A 17,579-nucleotide genomic window follows, 5' to 3' on the forward strand; every position below is an offset into this window, starting at 1 on the left:
GAGCATCTCTGCTTAACCAATGAGAAACTGATTGAAAAATATGCTTCAGCTTTTGGAAAACCAGCTTTATCCGTGCATTCTCTGAGACATTCATTTGCAACCCGTTATCACCTAGAGAACATTAATGTGCCCAGATTGAAAAACAACCTTTATTGATGGTGGGCGATCAAATTAAGATTGAAGCTCTTGGAGGACAGAACATAGGATGTAGAAAGTCGCCCTTAATGGCGGCTTTTTTCTATAGTAATGGATTCAGAATGATGGTTTGCGTCCAAGGAGAATTCTTTTATGGAATACATAGACAAAATTGTATAATAATATATAATTCCCCACTTGCAAGAGGTGATTTCAGTTTCATCATTGATCAAACGACCAAAGTGATGAACTTATAGGTGGGGAGGTTTATCAGTGCTTCTGAACTATTGCCATGACTATATTATGTTTTTTGATTGGTTAGTTGCAGAAAACTTTACTAAGGAATCTATGATTGATGAGGTAGGATTCAATGCTCAGCGCGTACTGATGGAGTACATGAAGATAGCTTTTGCAGACATTAATTGGGTAGAGACGATGGTAGATGATGAAGACGAAGGACTCACCGGAGACGAAACGGAGGCTTTAAGTATTCAATAAACCGATTCCTGAATATCGTAAGAACCCACATTGTTCTGCCAAGAGATGCTTAAATTCTTTCCTGACGATTGGCAGGCAAGCACTCTTATGGATTTAGCAAATAATCCTCGTGTTTCAGTCTGTTCAGGTCAGAGTGTAGGAAAACCGGGCTGGAAGCAGCAACGACCCTTTATTTTCTGCGGTGGATTTTTGTGTTAATGAAGGGGCAATTTTTTACCCTGCCATCGCATTAACTTACCATTGAGGATGACATGGATAGTGTTTTATTATCAAATAACAGCCCCCTTACAAAATTTAATATAAAACAAACATTTTGAATTGAGCAATTTTTTTCCTATGGCAAGGGTTGTATGTCCATCCAATCCTACGGGTGGTCAAAAGGGGCTTATTGAAGGGAGCGAGAAGTGGTGAAGTGGGGCAATAACCTTCTTCGGAGAAAGTAATAGGAGGGCAGTTGTTTTCGAACAAAAATTACCGGCCAATGTCGGTAACGAACATTTTTTTTAATTAAATTGGAACCGGTTTCATAATATTAGGAGGAGAGAAATATGGATTACAAGCAAGTTGCAGCTGACATCCTGGATGCCCTGGGAGGTAAGGAAAACATAACGGCAGCTGCTCATTGTGCGACGCGATTGCGGCTCGTTCTTGAAGATGAATCTTTGCTTGATCAAAAAGCGCTTGATCAAATGGACGTTGTTAAAGGGACTTTTTCTATAGCAGGGCAATATCAAATTATCCTTGGAGCCGGGATTGTAAATAACGTGTATGGCGAGTTCGCCAAACTTACGGGTCTCGGAGAAATGTCCACCGGCGATGTAAAGACGGCAGGAGCAGCTAAAATGAATCCGCTTCAACGACTTGTGAAAGCACTTTCCGACATTTTTGTTCCGATCATTCCGGCGATTGTTGCCGGGGGTCTATTAATGGGGATCAACAACGTTCTGACTGCCAGCAATCTGTTTGGTCCCAGGTCTCTGGTCGAGATGTACCCTGGTATTGCCGATTGGGCAAGCATTATTAATTTATTCGCCAACGCTCCATTTGTTTTCCTTCCCATCCTGATCGGCTTCTCGGCCACTCGCAAGTTTGGTGGAAATCCTTATTTGGGTGCGGCGCTGGCCATGATTATGGTTCATCCCGATCTGCTTAATGGTTACAGCTACGGCCAGGCACTTGTAGATGGGACAGTACCCACCTGGCAACTGTTCGGTTTCTCAATCGAAAAGGTTGGCTATCAGGGAACGGTTCTGCCAGTACTGGCCGTATCCTATATTTTATCGGTAATCGAGAAAAATTTGCGAAAGGTAATTCCATCTTATCTTGATAATCTGTTGACTCCCTTGCTGTCTGTCCTCGTTACCGGCCTCTTGACCTTTGCTGTTGTTGGACCGGTCCTTCGCGCCGCGGGCAACGGACTGACAGATGGTCTCTTCTGGCTCTATGATACGACGGGTTTCATTGGAGGAGGTATTTTCGGTTTTTTCTATTCTTCGATTGCCATAACGGGAATGCATCACAGTTTCCTCGCTGTGGATACCCAACTATTGTCGGACGTTGCTAAGACGGGCGGATCCTTCTTGCTTCCGATTGCCTCGATGGCGAATATCGCTCAGGGCGCGGCTACGCTGGCCGTCTTTCTCATCACACGCAACAGCAAGACGAAGAGTATCGCCTCAGCTGCCGGCATATCCGCGCTGCTCGGTATTACCGAACCTGCAATGTTCGGAATCAACCTGAAGCTTCGCTACCCGTTCATTGCTGCGATGATCGGTTCCGGCCTGGCTTCCGCCTATATTGCTTACGCACATGTGCTGTCCATTTCGATGGGACCGGCGGCGCTACCCGGTATTATCGCAATCCGCCCACAGTCCATCGCTGATTTCTGTATCGGCATGGGCATCAGCTCTCTGGTTACGTTTCTCATCACCCTGCTCTGGGGCAAGCGGAAAAATGCGTCAGCCTCAGGGGAGACTTCAAACGAAGCAGCGGATCGACCGTAAGTTTAGGCATGCTTGGAACTATTTTGCAGTAAGGAGGTTGCTGTGGAGTGGACGAAAGAAGAGAGATACAGAAGATTAGAAGATACCAATCCGGAGGAAATCTCCGGTCTGGCCGCCAGAGTGGTAAGGTGCCCCTGGCGCCAGGGGTATCATATCCAGCCTGAGACAGGGTTGCTGAACGACCCGAATGGATTTGCTTTTTTTCATGAAGAGTATCATTTGTTCTATCAATGTTTTCCTCTCGGTCCTGTGCATGGTCTCAAATATTGGTATCATACCAGCTCTCCGGATCTCGTTCACTGGACGAACCGGGGGGTGGCGTTAAAACCGGACCGGGATTTTGACAGTCATGGAGTATACTCGGGCAGTGCAATCGAACACAATGGGCAATTGTACCTCATGTACACCGGCAATACACGTGATAAGAGTTGGGAGCGAATTCCTTATCAGTGTATGGCTCAAATGGAGAGAGATGGACGTATACACAAGTTCTCCTCCCCGGTTATAAGCGGACCTCCGTCCGGGTATACCGATCATTGTCGCGACCCCAAAGTATGGAAACAGAAAGATTGCTTTTATGCCGTTTGGAGCGCAACGTTCCAATCTTACCGGCTGAGCCATGCTCTATCGCTCCATTGATCTTTACAAATGGGAAGAGGTTGGCGAACTGCATACCCGTTTGTCCGATTTCGGCTATATGTGGGAATGTCCGGATTATTTTGAATTTGACGGCCAGGGGGTTCTCTGCTTCTGTCCGCAGGGAGCAAAGCTGAACGACCCTGGTAATATTTACCGTCGGGTTATGTAATCGGTGATCCACTGAATGTGGAGACGGGAAGGGAAAGGTTCGCGGACGGGAAAATTTCAAACGATACGCTTAGTCCGGCCGGTTTTGCCGGCTCACGTTACGAGCTGATAATAGAATTCAATAATGTAGACGCCGTCGAATATGGTATTAGACTGAGAACAGGAGAAGCAGAAGGGACGAATCTGGTATGCAACACCAGGGAATCTAGGCTTATGCTGGATCGAACGCTGTCCGGAAGGCCGATTGCAGAAGAATTTGGTACGGTCCGAAGCTGCAAGCTGAATCCTTTGGCTGTCAAGCTGCATTTGTTTATGGATACATCATCTGTAGAAGTGTTCGTAGATGATGGCCGCGAGGTCAATAGCCATTAAGCCCCGGGAAGGTAAAGTCTATGCGCCGTTTGACGGAATAGTAGCGCATGCGTTCGGCCGTAGTAATCACGCGCTGCTGCTGGAGCATGCTAGCGGTATTCAACTGCTGATTTACGTTGGCATTAATACGGTGTCGTTGAAGGGAAGAGGGTTTACCCTACGAGTTCAGACCGGTGACAAAATCAAGAAAGGACAGCTGCTGGAATTTGATATTTCCGAAATCGAGCAGGCGGGCTTTCCGGTGATCACACCGGTGTTGGTCCCGGACGACCAGGAAATGGTGAAATCGGTGGAGACGATGGAAGGCGCTGGGGTGGTAGACGGTGTCCCACTGCTTCGTGTTCACTTAAAATGATGGTGTAGCTTGGATTTATCGGAGAACCGGCAAGCTGTTACAGCACATTTGCCAGTTGATTTTTGCTTCTCAAAATAATATAACCACGGCGAAGGGGCATAGCGAGCAGGGCCTGAAATCTCATGATTTCAGGCCCTGCTTTCTGTTGGACTTCTAATTTTTTTGCTTTGATACATTCATTGCTCGTCGATCTTACTAAACCGCCAGAACAGGCTGATAAAATCCCCTTTTATTCTTGGAAGTGTCAAACCGGCGTACATCAGCTCGTCACCTCCGTATATCTTTCCAGTTTCGTGATGGCGGTACAGGTAACGCGAATTCAATCCTTTGCATTTCAGAATAGGCACCCTTTCACCCGGCTGGCTCAGCACTCGGAAGAAAGCAAGTACAGCTTCGCTCTGGTCATCAGAAACAAAGGCCCAGGCCACCTCGTTGCCCTCGAACGGACTTAAAATGCGATAAAATTCTCCGAATTGGATAAGGGGGCGAATTGCTTTATATAGCGCAACTTGGGACTTGATCTCTATCTTTTCCTGCGGCGACATCTTGGTAAGATCGAGTTCGTAGCCAAGGTTTCCCGACATCGCGACATGTCCTCGGGTGTCAAGAGGAGTAACCCGGTTGACTTGATGATTCGGTACACCCGAAACATGAGCGCCCATAGACACAGCCGGATAGACCATACTGTTGCCGTACTGGATTTTTAGCCGACTGATCGCATCGGTATTGTCGCTTGTCCACGTTTGCGGCATGTAATAGAGCATGCCGGGATCATAGCGCCCTCCTCCGCTGGAACAGCTCTCGAACAGTACATCCGGAAAGACGGAAGTGAGCTCGTCCAATACCCTGTACAGACCGAGGATATACCGGTGTCCCGTTTCGCGCTGGCGCTCCGCCGGAAGCAGGGCAGAGCCGATCTCCGTCAAATGGCGGTTCATGTCCCATTTGACATAAGTAATCGGTGCGGAAGACAGAACATCGGACAGCGCTCCAACAATATAGTCGCATACATCCCGCCGCGACAGATCGAGAACAAGCTGATTCCGCCCCACCGTGTGGGGACGATCCGTCACATGAAGACACCAGTCGGGATGGCGCCGGTAGAGTTCGCTGTCCGGTGAGACCATCTCCGGTTCGAACCACAGACCGAACTGCATGCCCATTCCGGTTATCCGCCGGGCCAGATTGTCCAGCCCCTCCGGAAGCTTGCGACGGTCAACGGTCCAGTCGCCCAGGGAACTCAAATCATTGTCCCGCTTGCCGAACCAACCGTCGTCCAGGACAAAGAGCTCCATACCAAGTTCTTTCCCTTCGCGGGCGATCGCTTCGATCTTGTCGGCGTTAAAGTCAAAGTAGGTGGCCTCCCAGTTATTAATTAGAATCGGCCGTTCGGCGTCACGAAATTTGCCGCGACTGAGCCGCGTGCGGTAGAGCCTATTAAAGACGCGGGACATCCCGCCCAAGCCTTGTGCAGAGTATACCATGACGGTCTCGGGCGTTTGAAAGCTTTCTCCGGGAGCCAACTGCCAGGAGAAGCCAAACGGATTGATGCCGATCGACAACCGAGTAGTCCGGTACTGCTGAACCTCGGCCTGGGCTATGAAGTTTCCGCTGTAAACGAGATTGAGCGCGTATACCTCGCCATTGTCTTCATCAGCGCCAGGACGAAGCAGGGCCAGAAACGGATTCTGCTGGGGACTGCTGGCACCTCGCCGGCTTTCCGCATTCTGGATGCCGGGCATAAGGGGTCTCCGCGCAATATTTCGCTCATTGGTATGCGTACCGTAGAAGGTCAACATGTCATACTCGTCATCTCTGAAATCGATACTGGCGCTGAGCGCGCGAAGAAGGACCAGATTGTCGGAGCCGGTATGGTCGAAACGAACCGACCGAGCGATGGCGTCGTATTTGTTAAAGACAGTATAAATTAAGGTAGCACGCAGACCGGTCAGTGCATCTTCAAGCACAAGCTCCAGCGTATCCGCTTCGTCCTCCCTCTCGATGTAAGTGGCAGGAAGACCTGGAAGCTTTGGCTTGCCGGCGAATATCCGATGAGTCTGGTAACGGAAATCACAGATTTCAGATCCATTAGACTGGCCGACCTGATAGGCGGGTATGCCAAAATCGCCGTTCCCGTAACCCGGATACTCCTGCGGAAGGTTGTCCAAGGAGAACCTTCGGTCAGCAGGGTCAGGATTCGGCGAAAAGCCCCGATCGATAAAATCAAAAGGTACAGAATCCTGGTAGATGGCGATTCGTCGTCCCCAGTATAAATGCCCAAGGTAGCCGTCGCGAACAATCTGAATGCAGTAGCTGGAACCGGGGGTTTGCAGGTGAAATACCATGCGTTTCTCATCGTAATGAATGCCCATAAGTGAAATCGTGCTCCTTTTAGTGTTATAATTTAGTAAGCGTATGAAATAACTGATTATAGAAAATTCGTCTTCATCATTAGCGTAAAGGTGCAGAAGAACCGAAACAAGAGTAACTTTATAAATTGAGGAGGGTGAAATATTGCTGTGAATCATGGGGAGGGAAACGGGAAAGAGAAGCAGTCCTCGATATCTTTTCACTTTATAACACCTATGCCCTATATCTTGTTAAAAGGTGCTGGATATGAGCTGATTACTTCGCATGATTATATCTGGGATGGACGGAACCGTACCGGAGACCATTGTGTGCTTCAATATACATTGAATGGTCGCGGTGAGATTGAAACGGGGGGGAGGAGACATTCCCTCGAGCCGGGGGATGCTTTTCTGGCTGATGTTCCGGGCGACCATATCTACCGTCTCCCCTCTGATTCTCCCAGATGGGAAGTGCTTTACTTCGAACTGTCACACTTGGCGCTGCATCTCCTCCAGGAATGGCTGGACATAAGCGGCTACATTTTCCGGATTGAGCCGGGGACCGATTTGGAGCATCTCCTGTGGGTGACTTATCGGGAAGCTATTGAGAACAGCTACCGCGATATGTATCAGTGCTCACGGGCTGCTTATTCACTGGCCATGTCACTGGCGAGTCATCTTGTCACTCTTGCCAGCAGCGTCCCATTGCCTCCGATTGTAGAACGCTGTAAGACCTTCATTGACAGTAATCTGCATCGGAGCATTGGCCTTCAGGACATGGCGGAGGTCTCCGGATGTTCTAAATTTCATCTCACCCGTGAGTTTGAGCGCAAGCTTGGCCTCTCTCCCGGCCGCTATTTAACTCGTATGAGGTTGGAAAGAGCGGCTGCTCTTCTGCTGGAGCCCGCAAATCTGACATTGGAGCAGGTGGCGGAACAGTCCGGTTTCTCGAATGCGAATTATTTCGGCAAAGTGTTCCGAAAGTATACAGGAATGGCTCCAGGCGAATTCCGCATGGAGGGCGATTTGTATCAAATTCGGCGGTTGATCCGGAGTGATCAATGAAAATAGGGTCTTGAAGATAGTAACAGGTTGCCGAAAATTTCGGCAGCCTTGTTTTAAAGCGGCTTAAAAGAAAAAAGAAGGGTCACGCAAACACTACGTTAATGATTAGGGGGTCGATTGACTCAATAGTATCAATGACAAAAAGATCCCCGTCCCGCCGGAATGGAGTTGGTACTCCTCAGCGGTTCGATTGAATCAGGTGACACAAATTCATATGCGGAGTAGGTAATGAAAAAAGTCAGAAAAAAAGCGCTTCAAAGATTATTGAAACGTTTCCAACTTCGTGCTATTATAATTCCCATAAGAGATATGGGGGGGTTAAATGCCAAGTATTAGAGATGTAGCTAAGATAGCTGGTGTTGCTGTGGGAACGGTGTCCCGCGTTATTAATAACTCGGGCTCTGTAAAACCAGATACACGAAGGAAAGTGGAGAAAGCTATACAAGAACTGAATTATTTTCCTAATGAAGTCGCTCGAAATTTTAAAATGAGGAAATCCAAGATGGTAGCCTTGCTGCTTCCAAGTATCTGGCATCCTTTTTTTTCTGAACTGGCTTATTACATTGAGGATGAGTTAGATCGGGAAGGCTTTAAGCTCATGTTATGTAATAGCGGCGGCAAGCCAGAAAAGGAACTGTATTACCTGGATATGCTACGTCAAAACAAAGTGGCTGGTATTGTCGGCATTACTTACAATGATATAGAAAATAGCGTAAGCAATGACATTCCGATTCTAAGTATTGACAGACATTTCAACAAAAAAATCACTTGTGTGACCTCAGATAATTATGAGGGAGGCCGTCTAGCTTTGAGGGAACTTGTTAAGGCAGGGGCCCAAAAACCGGCCTTTATAGGAAGTGTAACTTCAATTTTTAGTGAAACCATGAATCGAAGAAAAGGTTTCATTGATGAGGCGAAAAAATTGGGTGTAGACCATGTTGTATACGAGAAACCAGATCCTATTGTGGACGACGAAGCCTATTTTGGCGAATTTCTATCTAAGCATCGGGATGTGGATGGCATTTTCGCTATTACCGATATGTTTGCCGCCAAATATATAGAAAGAGCAGGTAGGCAGGGTATTCGAGTTCCAGAAGATGTAAAGGTCATCGGTTATGACGGCATTCAGGATCATCGTTATTTTCATCCGATATTGTCTACAATTAGGCAGCCAGTGGAGGAGATGGCACGTCTGACAATCAGACTACTGTATCAAAAGATGGATGGTATAACTTTAGATCAGCAAGTGTATCGTCTCCCCGTTATCTTCAGGCAAGGCGAAACGACATGAGTTTTATTGTATAAATATCAGCTCATTCAGTTGGATCTCAGTCTGGATCTGCAAACTCGCCTTTTTTTTTATAATAAATTGGAAACGTTTCATTTGACAATCAGACTACTCTGTTAAAAGATCCAAGGAATAAGTTTGGATCAGCAAATGTATCGTCTCCTGCTATCTTAGGCAAGGTTGTTTTTGACTTTGGAAAAACTTTAGCTCATTCGGTGGATTTATGGTATGGATCACCGGCTGACGTTTTTCTTTTAATAAATTGGAAACGTTTCAAAAATGAAAATATTCTTTTACAAGAAAGGGAGTGTAATGGTGGATTCAAGAACTAGTGAGTGGGATCATTCTACGATCAAGCCAAATCGCAAAATATGGAACCAGATCAAACGTGACTATGAACTATATCTGTTTTTGCTGCCAATCATTATTATTTATCTCGTATTTAAGTACTATCCAATGTATGGAATACAAATTGCTTTTAAGGATTTTTCACCAAGTCGGGGAATCTGGGGAAGCGAGTGGGTAGGCTTTAAGCACTTTATTGATTTTTTCGATTCCTATAACTTCTGGACGATCATGACTAATACGCTTACACTCAGTGTTCTATCGCTTGTATTTAGCTTCCCAGCTCCGATTATTATAGCGATTATGCTCAATCAGATGCTGGCCAAGAGATACAAGAAAATTGTACAAACTGTAATTTATGCACCACACTTTATTTCGACCGTAGTGCTCGTCGGTATGCTTAATGTTTTTCTGTCTCCAAACAGCGGAATTGTGAATCACATCATCACTTGGTTTGGAGGGGACCCCATTATGTTCTTGGCCGACGAAGGGTGGTTCCGCCCTTTGTATATTTTATCAGGGGTTTGGCAAGAGACAGGTTTTGCTACCATCATTTACCTTGCTGCGCTGGCAGGGGTCAATCCAGAATTGCATGAAGCCGCGATCATGGATGGAGCAAGCAAATGGAAGCGCGTAATGCATGTGGATATTCCAAGCATTTTGCCGACGATCGTCATCTTATTGATTCTCGCACTCGGTAACATTATGGGTATCGGTTTTGAAAAGGCTTTCCTTATGCAGAACGATTTGAATTATGCCACCTCCAATATTATTCCGACCTATGTTTATGAAATCGGGATTCAAAAAGCACAATACAGCTTTTCTACAGCAGTTGGCCTATTTAATTCAGTTGTAAATATTATCCTGATAGTCACCGTCAACCGGATCGCAAAAAAATTGACAGAAACCAGCCTGTGGTAAGGGGGAGTTCATTTTGAATCAATTATTAAAGAGAAAAAGCAAGGGAGACATGTGGTTTGACATCGTCAACTACGTCATGCTGACCATAGTTATGTTGCTTGTATTATTCCCGCTGTATTTTGTATTGATTGCTTCACTCAGTGACCCCAATCTCATCTACTCAGGTGAAGTATGGTTCTTTCCAAAGGGTTTTACGCTGGATGGATACGGGCGAATATTCAGCGATTCATCTATATGGATTGGATATGCCAATTCGATCTTATATGCGAGTCTAGGAACATTAATCGGAGTTGCCGTGACCGTATGTGCAGCTTACCCGTTAGCTCGTAAAGGACTGGCAGGAAAGTCGGTAATAATGTGGTTTTTACTGATTTCCATGTTTTTTAGTGGGGGGTTGATCCCGACCTATTTGCTGATTAAAGATCTTCACATGCTGAATACGATCTGGGCACTTGTTATTCCTGGAGCGGGAGGTGTGTTCAATGTCATTATCGTAAGGACTTTTTTTCAGTCGACCATCCCGGATGAAATGTGGGAGGCCGCTTCCATTGATGGTTGTTCCAATACCAGATTTTTTTGGAGCATCGTATTACCTTTGTCTAAGTCCGTTATAGCCGTAATGGTACTGTATCATGTTGTCGGGTTCTGGAATGGTTTCTTTGACGCTTTGATTTACTTGAACGATGAAAGCAAGTATCCATTACAACTGGTCCTTCGCAACATTCTTGTCCAGAATCAGGCCAACTCGAGCATGATGATAGACGTGGAATCCTATGCAGCGAAGATGCGCGTTACAGAGCTTATCAAATATGGTGTCATCATGGTATCCAGCCTACCGTTGCTGATTTTGTATCCTTTCCTGCAAAAATACTTTGTTAAAGGCGTGATGATCGGCTCGATCAAAGGCTAACATTGTCATGGTGCCTGAAAGGGGGGAATGTGCAACAGAATACCTAAATTCAGCATTCAGACAAGTAAATAACAAGGACAAGGGAAGTTCTCAGCTTGTGGACTGACATAAGGAGGTTATGTACGATGAAATTATTCAAAAGGGCTGGAATTCTAATGCTGGCTGGAATGTTTGCTCTTAGCGGATGTTCGGGAGGCGGAGGCGAGTCAAAAAATCAGACGGTGAATCCAGATCAGGATGCAAATTTTAATAAAACCGGTCTTCCGATTGTTAAAGAAGCGGTGACATTAAAGATGGTATCCCCAAAAGCTGCTTTAGCGCCAGATTACTCGAAAATGGAAATATTTAAGCGGCTGGAAAAACAAACAAACGTAAAAATTGATTGGGAAAACATTCCAGACACTGACTTTGCAGAGAAGAAAAATTTGTTGTTGGCCAGCGGAGATTTGCCAGATGCCTTTTACGGAGCTGGATTCACAGATTACGATCTAATCAATTACGGTAAAGACGGAACCATTATTCCGCTGGAGAATTTAATTGATAAATATGCGCCTAATTTGAAGATGCTTCTCGATCGACGGCCTGATATTAAACTAGCCATCACAGCGCCAGACGGTCACATCTATGGGCTGCCGTCGTGGGAAGAGAATAAGCTCGATACCAACCCCTTCTTTCACGTCATCAATAAAAATTGGCTCGATAAACTGGGCTTAAAATTACCTCAAACGCTGGACGAATACACGCAGGCTTTGATTGCCTTTAAAACGAAGGATCCGAACGGCAATGGCAAGGCTGATGAAATCCCATTAAGCTTTATGCACATGCAGTGGTGTAGTGACATTGCTGGCATATTCGGAGCTTTCGGTCTTCCGGATAATTTGGAACATCGGATCGTCCGCGAAGGTAAAGTGATCTTTACCGCTACGCAACCTCAATATAAGGAAGCATTAAAATATATTCATGATAACTGGTATAAGCAGGGGCTGATTGACCCTGAATCGTTCACCCAGGATGCCGCTCAGTATTTAGCAAAAGGCAAAACACCAGATGAAACGCTCGGCTCCTACGTTTGGTGGGAAGTCGAAGAAGTTGTCGGACCGGAGCGTAGTAAGGATTATGCTCTGCTGCCCCCGCTTAAAGGCCCAAATGGAGATCAAATGATTGGTCGCAACAACGGCGGCGGTCCGGGACGAGGTAGCTTCGTGATTACAAAGGAGAACCGTTATCCGGCAATGACGATGCGTTGGATCGATCAACAGTATGACCCTTACATGGCGGCTCAAATTCACTGGGGTCCGTTGGATGTCGTATTCAAGAAGGACGAAAAAGGAAAATTGGTGAACCTGCCGCTTCCCAAGGGAGTCTCCGCAGGTGAATTCCGTCAAAAAGTGGCTCCAGGCACAGGAAATCCGGGCGTCATTACTTTCGATGACTTCGGAAAAGTTGTTGATATGGAACCCCGAGCTCAGAAGCGTGCTGAGTATTTGGAGAAATATTACACTCCATATATGAAAAAGGAAAACTATGCGAGCATCTTCTTTGAACCGGATGAACTAGATAAAATCAATCGGATTGAGCCAGAACTTATTAAATATGTAAATACCCAAAGAGGCAAGTTCATCGTCGATGGCGAGGTAGATGAAAAGTGGGACAGCTATGTGAAGACACTCGAGAAGATGGGGCTGAACGAATTAATGGAGATCTATCAAAAAGGGTTGGATCGATATAATGCAAATTTAAAAAATAAATAATCAAACGATAGGTGGGGAGAAAACTGTGCTTGATGTAATAACCATTGGGGAAGTATTGATAGACTTTACGCCATCAGGTCGTACCACGGGAGGCAACGAGCAGTTTGAATGCAATCCTGGAGGGGCTCCGGCTAACGTAGCAGCTGCTCTATCCCGTTTAGGAGCTAGAGCGACATTGATTAGCAAAGTTGGGGATGATCAATTCGGTTCCTTGCTGCACGATACCTTGATGAACGGCGGCATCGACGTGTCTGCGCTTACGTTTACAGATGAAGCCAATACAACGCTGGCATTTGTTCATCTGGATGACAACGGAGACCGATCGTTCAGCTTCTACCGGAAACCAGGAGCGGATACATACTTGCGCACGCAGGATGTCCCGTTCGATAGGATTGAAAACTGCCATGCACTGCACTTTGGTTCTTTGTCGATGACCCATGAGCCGGCCCGTACGGCAACAAGAGCGGCAGTTGTGAAGGCTAAAGAGGCAGGAGTCCTGCTTTCATTCGATCCGAATATCCGGTTTGCTTTATGGGAGAGTAAAGAGGAAGCGAAACAGAATATCCTTTGGGGCATGAAGTATGCAGATATCCTGAAAATATCGGAAGATGAGCTCCACTTTATAATGGGTACAACTGATGTGGAAAAAGGCTCGCTAGAGCTGCAACAGCAATTCGGCATCGCCGGGATCTTCGTAACTTTAGCGGAAAAAGGCTGCTATTACCGATTAGCTGATCATGACGGATATGTGCCGGGTTTTCAAGTAGAGGCCACTGATACGACAGGAGCCGGCGACGCTTTTCTGGGCTGCTTGTTATATAAGATACTGAAAGCCGGTGTTTATTTGAATCAGCTGACCAAACAGCAAATCATCGGTATGCTAACTTTTGCTAATGCCGGCGGTGCATTAGTAACCACACGGAAAGGGGCTCTTCAATCTATGCCGACGACAGATGAAATTACCCAGATAATCGAGACAAATAAACAGCACGATGATGATAGATTTAGGCCGGGTTTTCATTTTTCACCTCACTCCCATTGGTTGAATGATCCCAACGGATTAGTCTATTACGAGGGAGTCTATCATCTGTTTTATCAGCACCATCCTTATAGTAACCAATGGGGACCAATGCACTGGGGTCATGCTGTAAGCCAAGACCTGGTTCATTGGGAGCATATGCCTATCGCTCTGTTCCCGGATGAGCATGGCGCTATTTTCTCCGGTTGCTGTGTGGTTGACTGGAATAATAGCAGCGGACTGTTCGATGGTTCCCATGGATTGATCGCACTCTTCACTCATGCAGACAGCTGTCCGGAGACCGAACAACCTCGCCAGCGGCAAAGCCTGGCTTACAGCAGCGATAAAGGCCGAACTTGGCACAAATATGAGGAGAACCCAATACTCGACGAGCATGATCTGGTCGACTTCCGGGACCCCAAGGTGTTCTGGCATTCGCCAAGTGCATCCTGGATTATGGCTCTTGTCGCGGGAGACCACGTTCGGTTTTATCGTTCCGACAATTTGCGTGAATGGTCGTTGTCAGGCGAATTCGGAAAGAGTGAAGGCTCGCATGACGGAGTTTGGGAATGCCCTGATCTCTTTGAATTGCCGGTTGATGACAGCGGACATTCCAAATGGGTACTTATCATAAGCATCGGAGATAATCCCAACTGTCCAGAAGGCTCACGCACGCAATACTTTATCGGAGAGTTCGACGGAAATACGTTCATTAATGACCATCCGGCCGATCATATCCTGTGGCTGGATTATGGCCGGGACAATTATGCGGGGGTCACCTGGTCGGATATAGCTGAGCAGGACGGACGGCGTGTGATCATCGGATGGATGAGCAACTGGAAATATGCTAACCAAACGCCTACCGGGGCCTGGAGAGGCACAATGACTCTGCCTCGCGTCTTGTCATTGACCAGTCGAGACGAGGGCGTAGTTCTGACCCAAATGCCTGTTCGGGAAATAGAGCAGCTGCGGAAAGGAACGCTCTGCTGGAATGAGGTTAAGGTTACGCCAGAGGTGCCGTTTACGCAAAAAACGAATGATGTTCTGCTTGAAATTGAAGCGGATATCGACATTCGTTCCGAAGACGAGGTTCATATTAAAATGAAGTCCTCTGGGCAAAGTGAGACTATTATCGGTTATGACCCTGTGCGCCAATGGCTATTCATCGACCGCTCGAAATCGGGCCTGAGTGATTTCCACCCGTCGTTTGCGTGCAAGCATGGTGCTAGAATGGTTTCGGAGAATGGGAAGATCAAGCTGCATATCTGGCTGGATCGCAACGCGGTTGAAGTGTACGCGAATGAGGGCTTGGTTGCACTGACGGATCAAATATTCCCTGATGCTCCGATGGATCGTATTGAGATAAGTGCGAAATCAGGGGAAGTTGTAGTGAACTCGTTTTATATGCATGCTCTTAACTCCATTCATATTCCTAATGGTCCAACGGAGCAGACATCCAGGAGGGTTGAAGTATGAGCCATGCAACCGATAATCGGGGATTGATTATGTATTGGGCCTTCAATGAAGGAACCGGTACAAGCGCTCTGGAGAGCGTATCCCAAGTCCAGGATAATATCCAGTACGTGTTTAACCAAGCGGAGTTTACTCAACCTTGCCCTCCACGGTGGAGACAGGGGGTAATTGGAAATGGGCTTCTGTTCGATGGTTATTCGACTTACATTGCGCATTCGTTCGATGAGGGAAATCAGAACACCGAGCCAGAGTATCGATCAGCGTTAAGCATAGGAGTATGGGTAGCCCCACGCTCCTATGAATGGGGGGATGATGGCAAATTGTCCGCCATCGTGAACCGCTACAACCTGGATCGCAAGCAGGGTTATCTGCTCGGCATGTTCCGTCACGGTTCCTGGTCCTTCCAAGTCGGGCTGGAAGGAGGAGACTGGAAGGAACTTTGGTCGCCGGACGGCCATGAACTGCCCAAGAATGAATGGTCATACGTGAATGCTGTGTTCGATGGGAACCAAGGGGAAATCAAGCTGTATTTAAACGGCAGTGAAATCGCTTCAGCTGCCGTGCCTCGTGGTTCCCGCCTGGCTGAGGCGGCGGACACGGATCTTCTTATCGGCAAGAATAACCATAGCAGCCTGCTGGCGGAAGTGTTCAGCCTGCACATGTTTAGCGGTATCATTGATGAACTCAAGATTTATAATCGGGCGCTGAGCGCGGAAGAAGTGGCCGCTTCTTATCGGCATGTGCTGGATACCTTTCATGAAGGTATCCGGCCACAATTAAACTATGACGAGATCAAGCTGGACCGAACGCCACTGCTACTTGATCGGCACAGACCGCAATATCATGTTAGCCCGCCGGCCCATTGGATGAACGAACCTCATGCACCGATCTATTTTGACGGGCAATATCATTTGTTCTATCAGCATAACCCGCAGGGGCCGTTCTTTCATCAGATCCATTGGGGACATTGGGTAAGTCAGGATTTGGTGCATTGGCGTGATCTACCCGTGGCCCTGGCGCCCGAAAAGGATCAGCTCGCACCGGACGGGATCTGGTCGGGAAGCGCAACCTATGATGCTGACGGACTTCCTGTCTTGTTCTTTACGGCAGGTAATGACAGCGCTTCTCCGAATCAGAGCGTAGCGCTTGCCCGAAGCACTTATACCCTTGACGGAAACCCGGATCTGGTTCAGTGGGTCAAACATCCAGAGCCGTTGATCGTGCAGAAGAAGGGAATGGGCGCATTTGGGGATTTCCGAGATCCATTCGTATGGAAGGACGATGACGGCTGGTATGCTCTGGTCGGGTCCGGAATTGAAGGTGGAGCAGCACTGGCATTTGCGTCACAGGATATGCTGAATTGGACGTATAAAGGGCCGTTTTTTAAAGCGGATATTCAGAAGTTTCCTTACCTTGGACCCATCTGGGAGCTCCCTGTGCTTCTTCCCCTTGGCAGTGACAAGCAGGGAGTGAACAAACATCTGCTGCTTGTCAGCCCTGTGGGGAAGGGAGCGGATGTCGAGGTGTTCTATTGGATCGGACAACTTGACAAGCAAAATCTTTCGTTCATCCCCGATCAAGAAGAGCCTCAATTGATTGATGTCGGGGATTTCCATTTTACCGGACCGAGCGGAATGGTTGATCCGAAGACCGGCAGAAATATCGTCTTTACGATAGCCCAAGGCGACCGGACCTCCGAGATGGAATATAAGTCGGGTTGGGCTCATAACGGAGGCTTGCCGTTAAGCGTGTATTTGAGGGATGACGGACGTCTGGGAATAGAGCCGATTCAGGAGCTTCAATCGCTGCGTGGCCCTAAGCGGCTATCGCTTCGGGACCAGTCATTGGCTGAAACTAATGTGCAGCTTAGGAATGTTCATGGTGACATGCTTGAGATTCAATTGGAATTGGAGCCCGGCAGCGCCAAAAAATTCGGAATCAAGGTCCGTTGTACGCCGGACGGAGAGGAAGAAACTCTGCTGTATTATGATTGGAATCAAGCGTTGCTCATGGTCGACCGCTCGAAAACGACCCTGCATCCTGGAGAAAAGTGCGGAGGGATTCAAGGCGGTAAGTTGGAGCTGCTTGGGGAGAATCTGAAGCTTCACATTTATTTGGACCGCTCCATGGTCGAAGCTTATGCAAGCGGATTGAAAAGCCTGACAACCCGGGTATATCCGAGCCGTATGGATGCTTTGGGACTCGAGATTTGGGGAGATGGAGAACCGTTTGTTAAATCCTTGGATATATGGGATATGCAGTCCGTTTGGTAAGACGGTTGTTTAGGCGC

At 47.2% G+C, this 17,579-nt stretch carries 12 protein-coding genes and 2 pseudogenes; 13 read left to right on the forward strand and 1 reads right to left on the reverse strand.

Going from position 1 to position 17,579, the window contains the following annotated elements:
* Window positions 1–21: 21 nt before the first annotated feature.
* From MLD56_RS12450 to MLD56_RS12475, 6 genes and pseudogenes are all read left to right on the forward strand, one after another.
* Window positions 22–150, forward strand: a pseudogene (locus MLD56_RS12450) (tyrosine recombinase XerS); the annotation flags it as partial.
* Between the two features lie 258 nt (window positions 151–408).
* On the forward strand, window positions 409–633 hold the full coding sequence (locus MLD56_RS12455; protein WP_029515287.1) for a hypothetical protein: 225 nt from the start codon (window positions 409–411) through the stop codon (window positions 631–633).
* Between the two features lie 548 nt (window positions 634–1,181).
* Window positions 1,182–2,636: a sucrose-specific PTS transporter subunit IIBC gene (locus tag MLD56_RS12460; RefSeq protein ID WP_029515285.1), complete on the forward strand. Its 1,455-nt coding sequence runs from the start codon at window positions 1,182–1,184 to the stop codon at window positions 2,634–2,636.
* Between the two features lie 42 nt (window positions 2,637–2,678).
* Window positions 2,679–3,470, forward strand: a pseudogene (locus MLD56_RS12465) (glycoside hydrolase family 32 protein); the annotation flags it as partial.
* Window positions 3,462–3,815, forward strand: a complete 354-nt coding sequence (locus tag MLD56_RS12470) for a GH32 C-terminal domain-containing protein (RefSeq protein WP_049816877.1) — start codon at window positions 3,462–3,464, stop codon at window positions 3,813–3,815. The pseudogene MLD56_RS12465 and the gene MLD56_RS12470, both read left to right, overlap by 9 nt.
* The gene (locus MLD56_RS12475) at window positions 3,787–4,170 is read left to right on the forward strand and encodes a PTS sugar transporter subunit IIA (RefSeq protein WP_029515283.1); all 384 of its coding nucleotides are present in this window, start codon (window positions 3,787–3,789) and stop codon (window positions 4,168–4,170) included. The genes MLD56_RS12470 and MLD56_RS12475 overlap by 29 nt, the downstream gene beginning before the upstream one ends.
* 176 nt (window positions 4,171–4,346) lie before the next feature.
* On the opposite strand, the gene MLD56_RS12480 is transcribed toward MLD56_RS12475, so the two are convergent.
* The gene (locus MLD56_RS12480) at window positions 4,347–6,542 is read right to left on the reverse strand and encodes an alpha-galactosidase (protein ID WP_029515282.1); all 2,196 of its coding nucleotides are present in this window, start codon (window positions 6,540–6,542) and stop codon (window positions 4,347–4,349) included.
* A gap of 147 nt (window positions 6,543–6,689) precedes the next feature.
* Between MLD56_RS12480 and MLD56_RS12485 the strand changes: the two genes are divergently transcribed.
* The 7 genes from MLD56_RS12485 (at window position 6,690) to MLD56_RS12515 (ending at window position 17,562) form a co-directional block, all read left to right on the forward strand.
* The gene (locus tag MLD56_RS12485; protein WP_029515280.1) at window positions 6,690–7,583 is read left to right on the forward strand and encodes a helix-turn-helix transcriptional regulator; all 894 of its coding nucleotides are present in this window, start codon (window positions 6,690–6,692) and stop codon (window positions 7,581–7,583) included.
* Window positions 7,584–7,905: 322 nt separating this feature from the next.
* Window positions 7,906–8,874, forward strand: coding sequence for a LacI family DNA-binding transcriptional regulator (locus MLD56_RS12490; RefSeq protein WP_029515279.1), 969 nt, complete (start codon window positions 7,906–7,908; stop codon window positions 8,872–8,874).
* Between the two features lie 309 nt (window positions 8,875–9,183).
* Entirely contained in the window at window positions 9,184–10,137 is a 954-nt protein-coding gene (locus MLD56_RS12495) for an ABC transporter permease (protein ID WP_239645119.1), read from the forward strand.
* Window positions 10,138–10,150: 13 nt separating this feature from the next.
* Window positions 10,151–11,047: a carbohydrate ABC transporter permease gene (locus tag MLD56_RS12500; protein ID WP_029515275.1), complete on the forward strand. Its 897-nt coding sequence runs from the start codon at window positions 10,151–10,153 to the stop codon at window positions 11,045–11,047.
* A 125-nt stretch (window positions 11,048–11,172) separates the two neighbouring features.
* Window positions 11,173–12,798, forward strand: a complete 1,626-nt coding sequence (locus tag MLD56_RS12505; protein ID WP_029515274.1) for an ABC transporter substrate-binding protein — start codon at window positions 11,173–11,175, stop codon at window positions 12,796–12,798.
* Window positions 12,799–12,823: 25 nt separating this feature from the next.
* Window positions 12,824–15,292 (forward strand): PfkB family carbohydrate kinase, encoded by a 2,469-nt coding sequence (locus MLD56_RS12510; protein WP_029515272.1) that lies wholly within the window; start codon window positions 12,824–12,826, stop codon window positions 15,290–15,292.
* Window positions 15,289–17,562 carry a GH32 C-terminal domain-containing protein gene (locus MLD56_RS12515; protein ID WP_241113510.1) on the forward strand — a complete coding sequence of 758 codons (2,274 nt, stop codon included), beginning with the start codon at window positions 15,289–15,291 and terminating at the stop codon, window positions 17,560–17,562. The genes MLD56_RS12510 and MLD56_RS12515 overlap by 4 nt, the downstream gene beginning before the upstream one ends.
* Window positions 17,563–17,579: the final 17 nt, after the last annotated feature.

Origin of the sequence: Paenibacillus peoriae (assembly GCF_022531965.1) — a bacterium.
Taxonomy (GTDB): domain Bacteria; phylum Bacillota; class Bacilli; order Paenibacillales; family Paenibacillaceae; genus Paenibacillus; species Paenibacillus polymyxa_D.

What these genes read in the sequence shown, in the direction of transcription:
- MLD56_RS12460 (WP_029515285.1), top strand. Translation starts at nt 1,182, where the DNA reads ATGGATTACAAGCAAGTTGCAGCTGACATCCTGGATGCCCTGGGAGGT.
- MLD56_RS12475 (WP_029515283.1), top strand. Translation starts at nt 3,787, where the DNA reads ATGATGGCCGCGAGGTCAATAGCCATTAAGCCCCGGGAAGGTAAAGTC.
- MLD56_RS12480 (WP_029515282.1), bottom strand. Translation starts at nt 6,542, where the DNA reads ATGGGCATTCATTACGATGAGAAACGCATGGTATTTCACCTGCAAACC.
- MLD56_RS12490 (WP_029515279.1), top strand. Translation starts at nt 7,906, where the DNA reads ATGCCAAGTATTAGAGATGTAGCTAAGATAGCTGGTGTTGCTGTGGGA.
- MLD56_RS12495 (WP_239645119.1), top strand. Translation starts at nt 9,184, where the DNA reads ATGGTGGATTCAAGAACTAGTGAGTGGGATCATTCTACGATCAAGCCA.
- MLD56_RS12505 (WP_029515274.1), top strand. Translation starts at nt 11,173, where the DNA reads ATGAAATTATTCAAAAGGGCTGGAATTCTAATGCTGGCTGGAATGTTT.
- MLD56_RS12515 (WP_241113510.1), top strand. Translation starts at nt 15,289, where the DNA reads ATGAGCCATGCAACCGATAATCGGGGATTGATTATGTATTGGGCCTTC.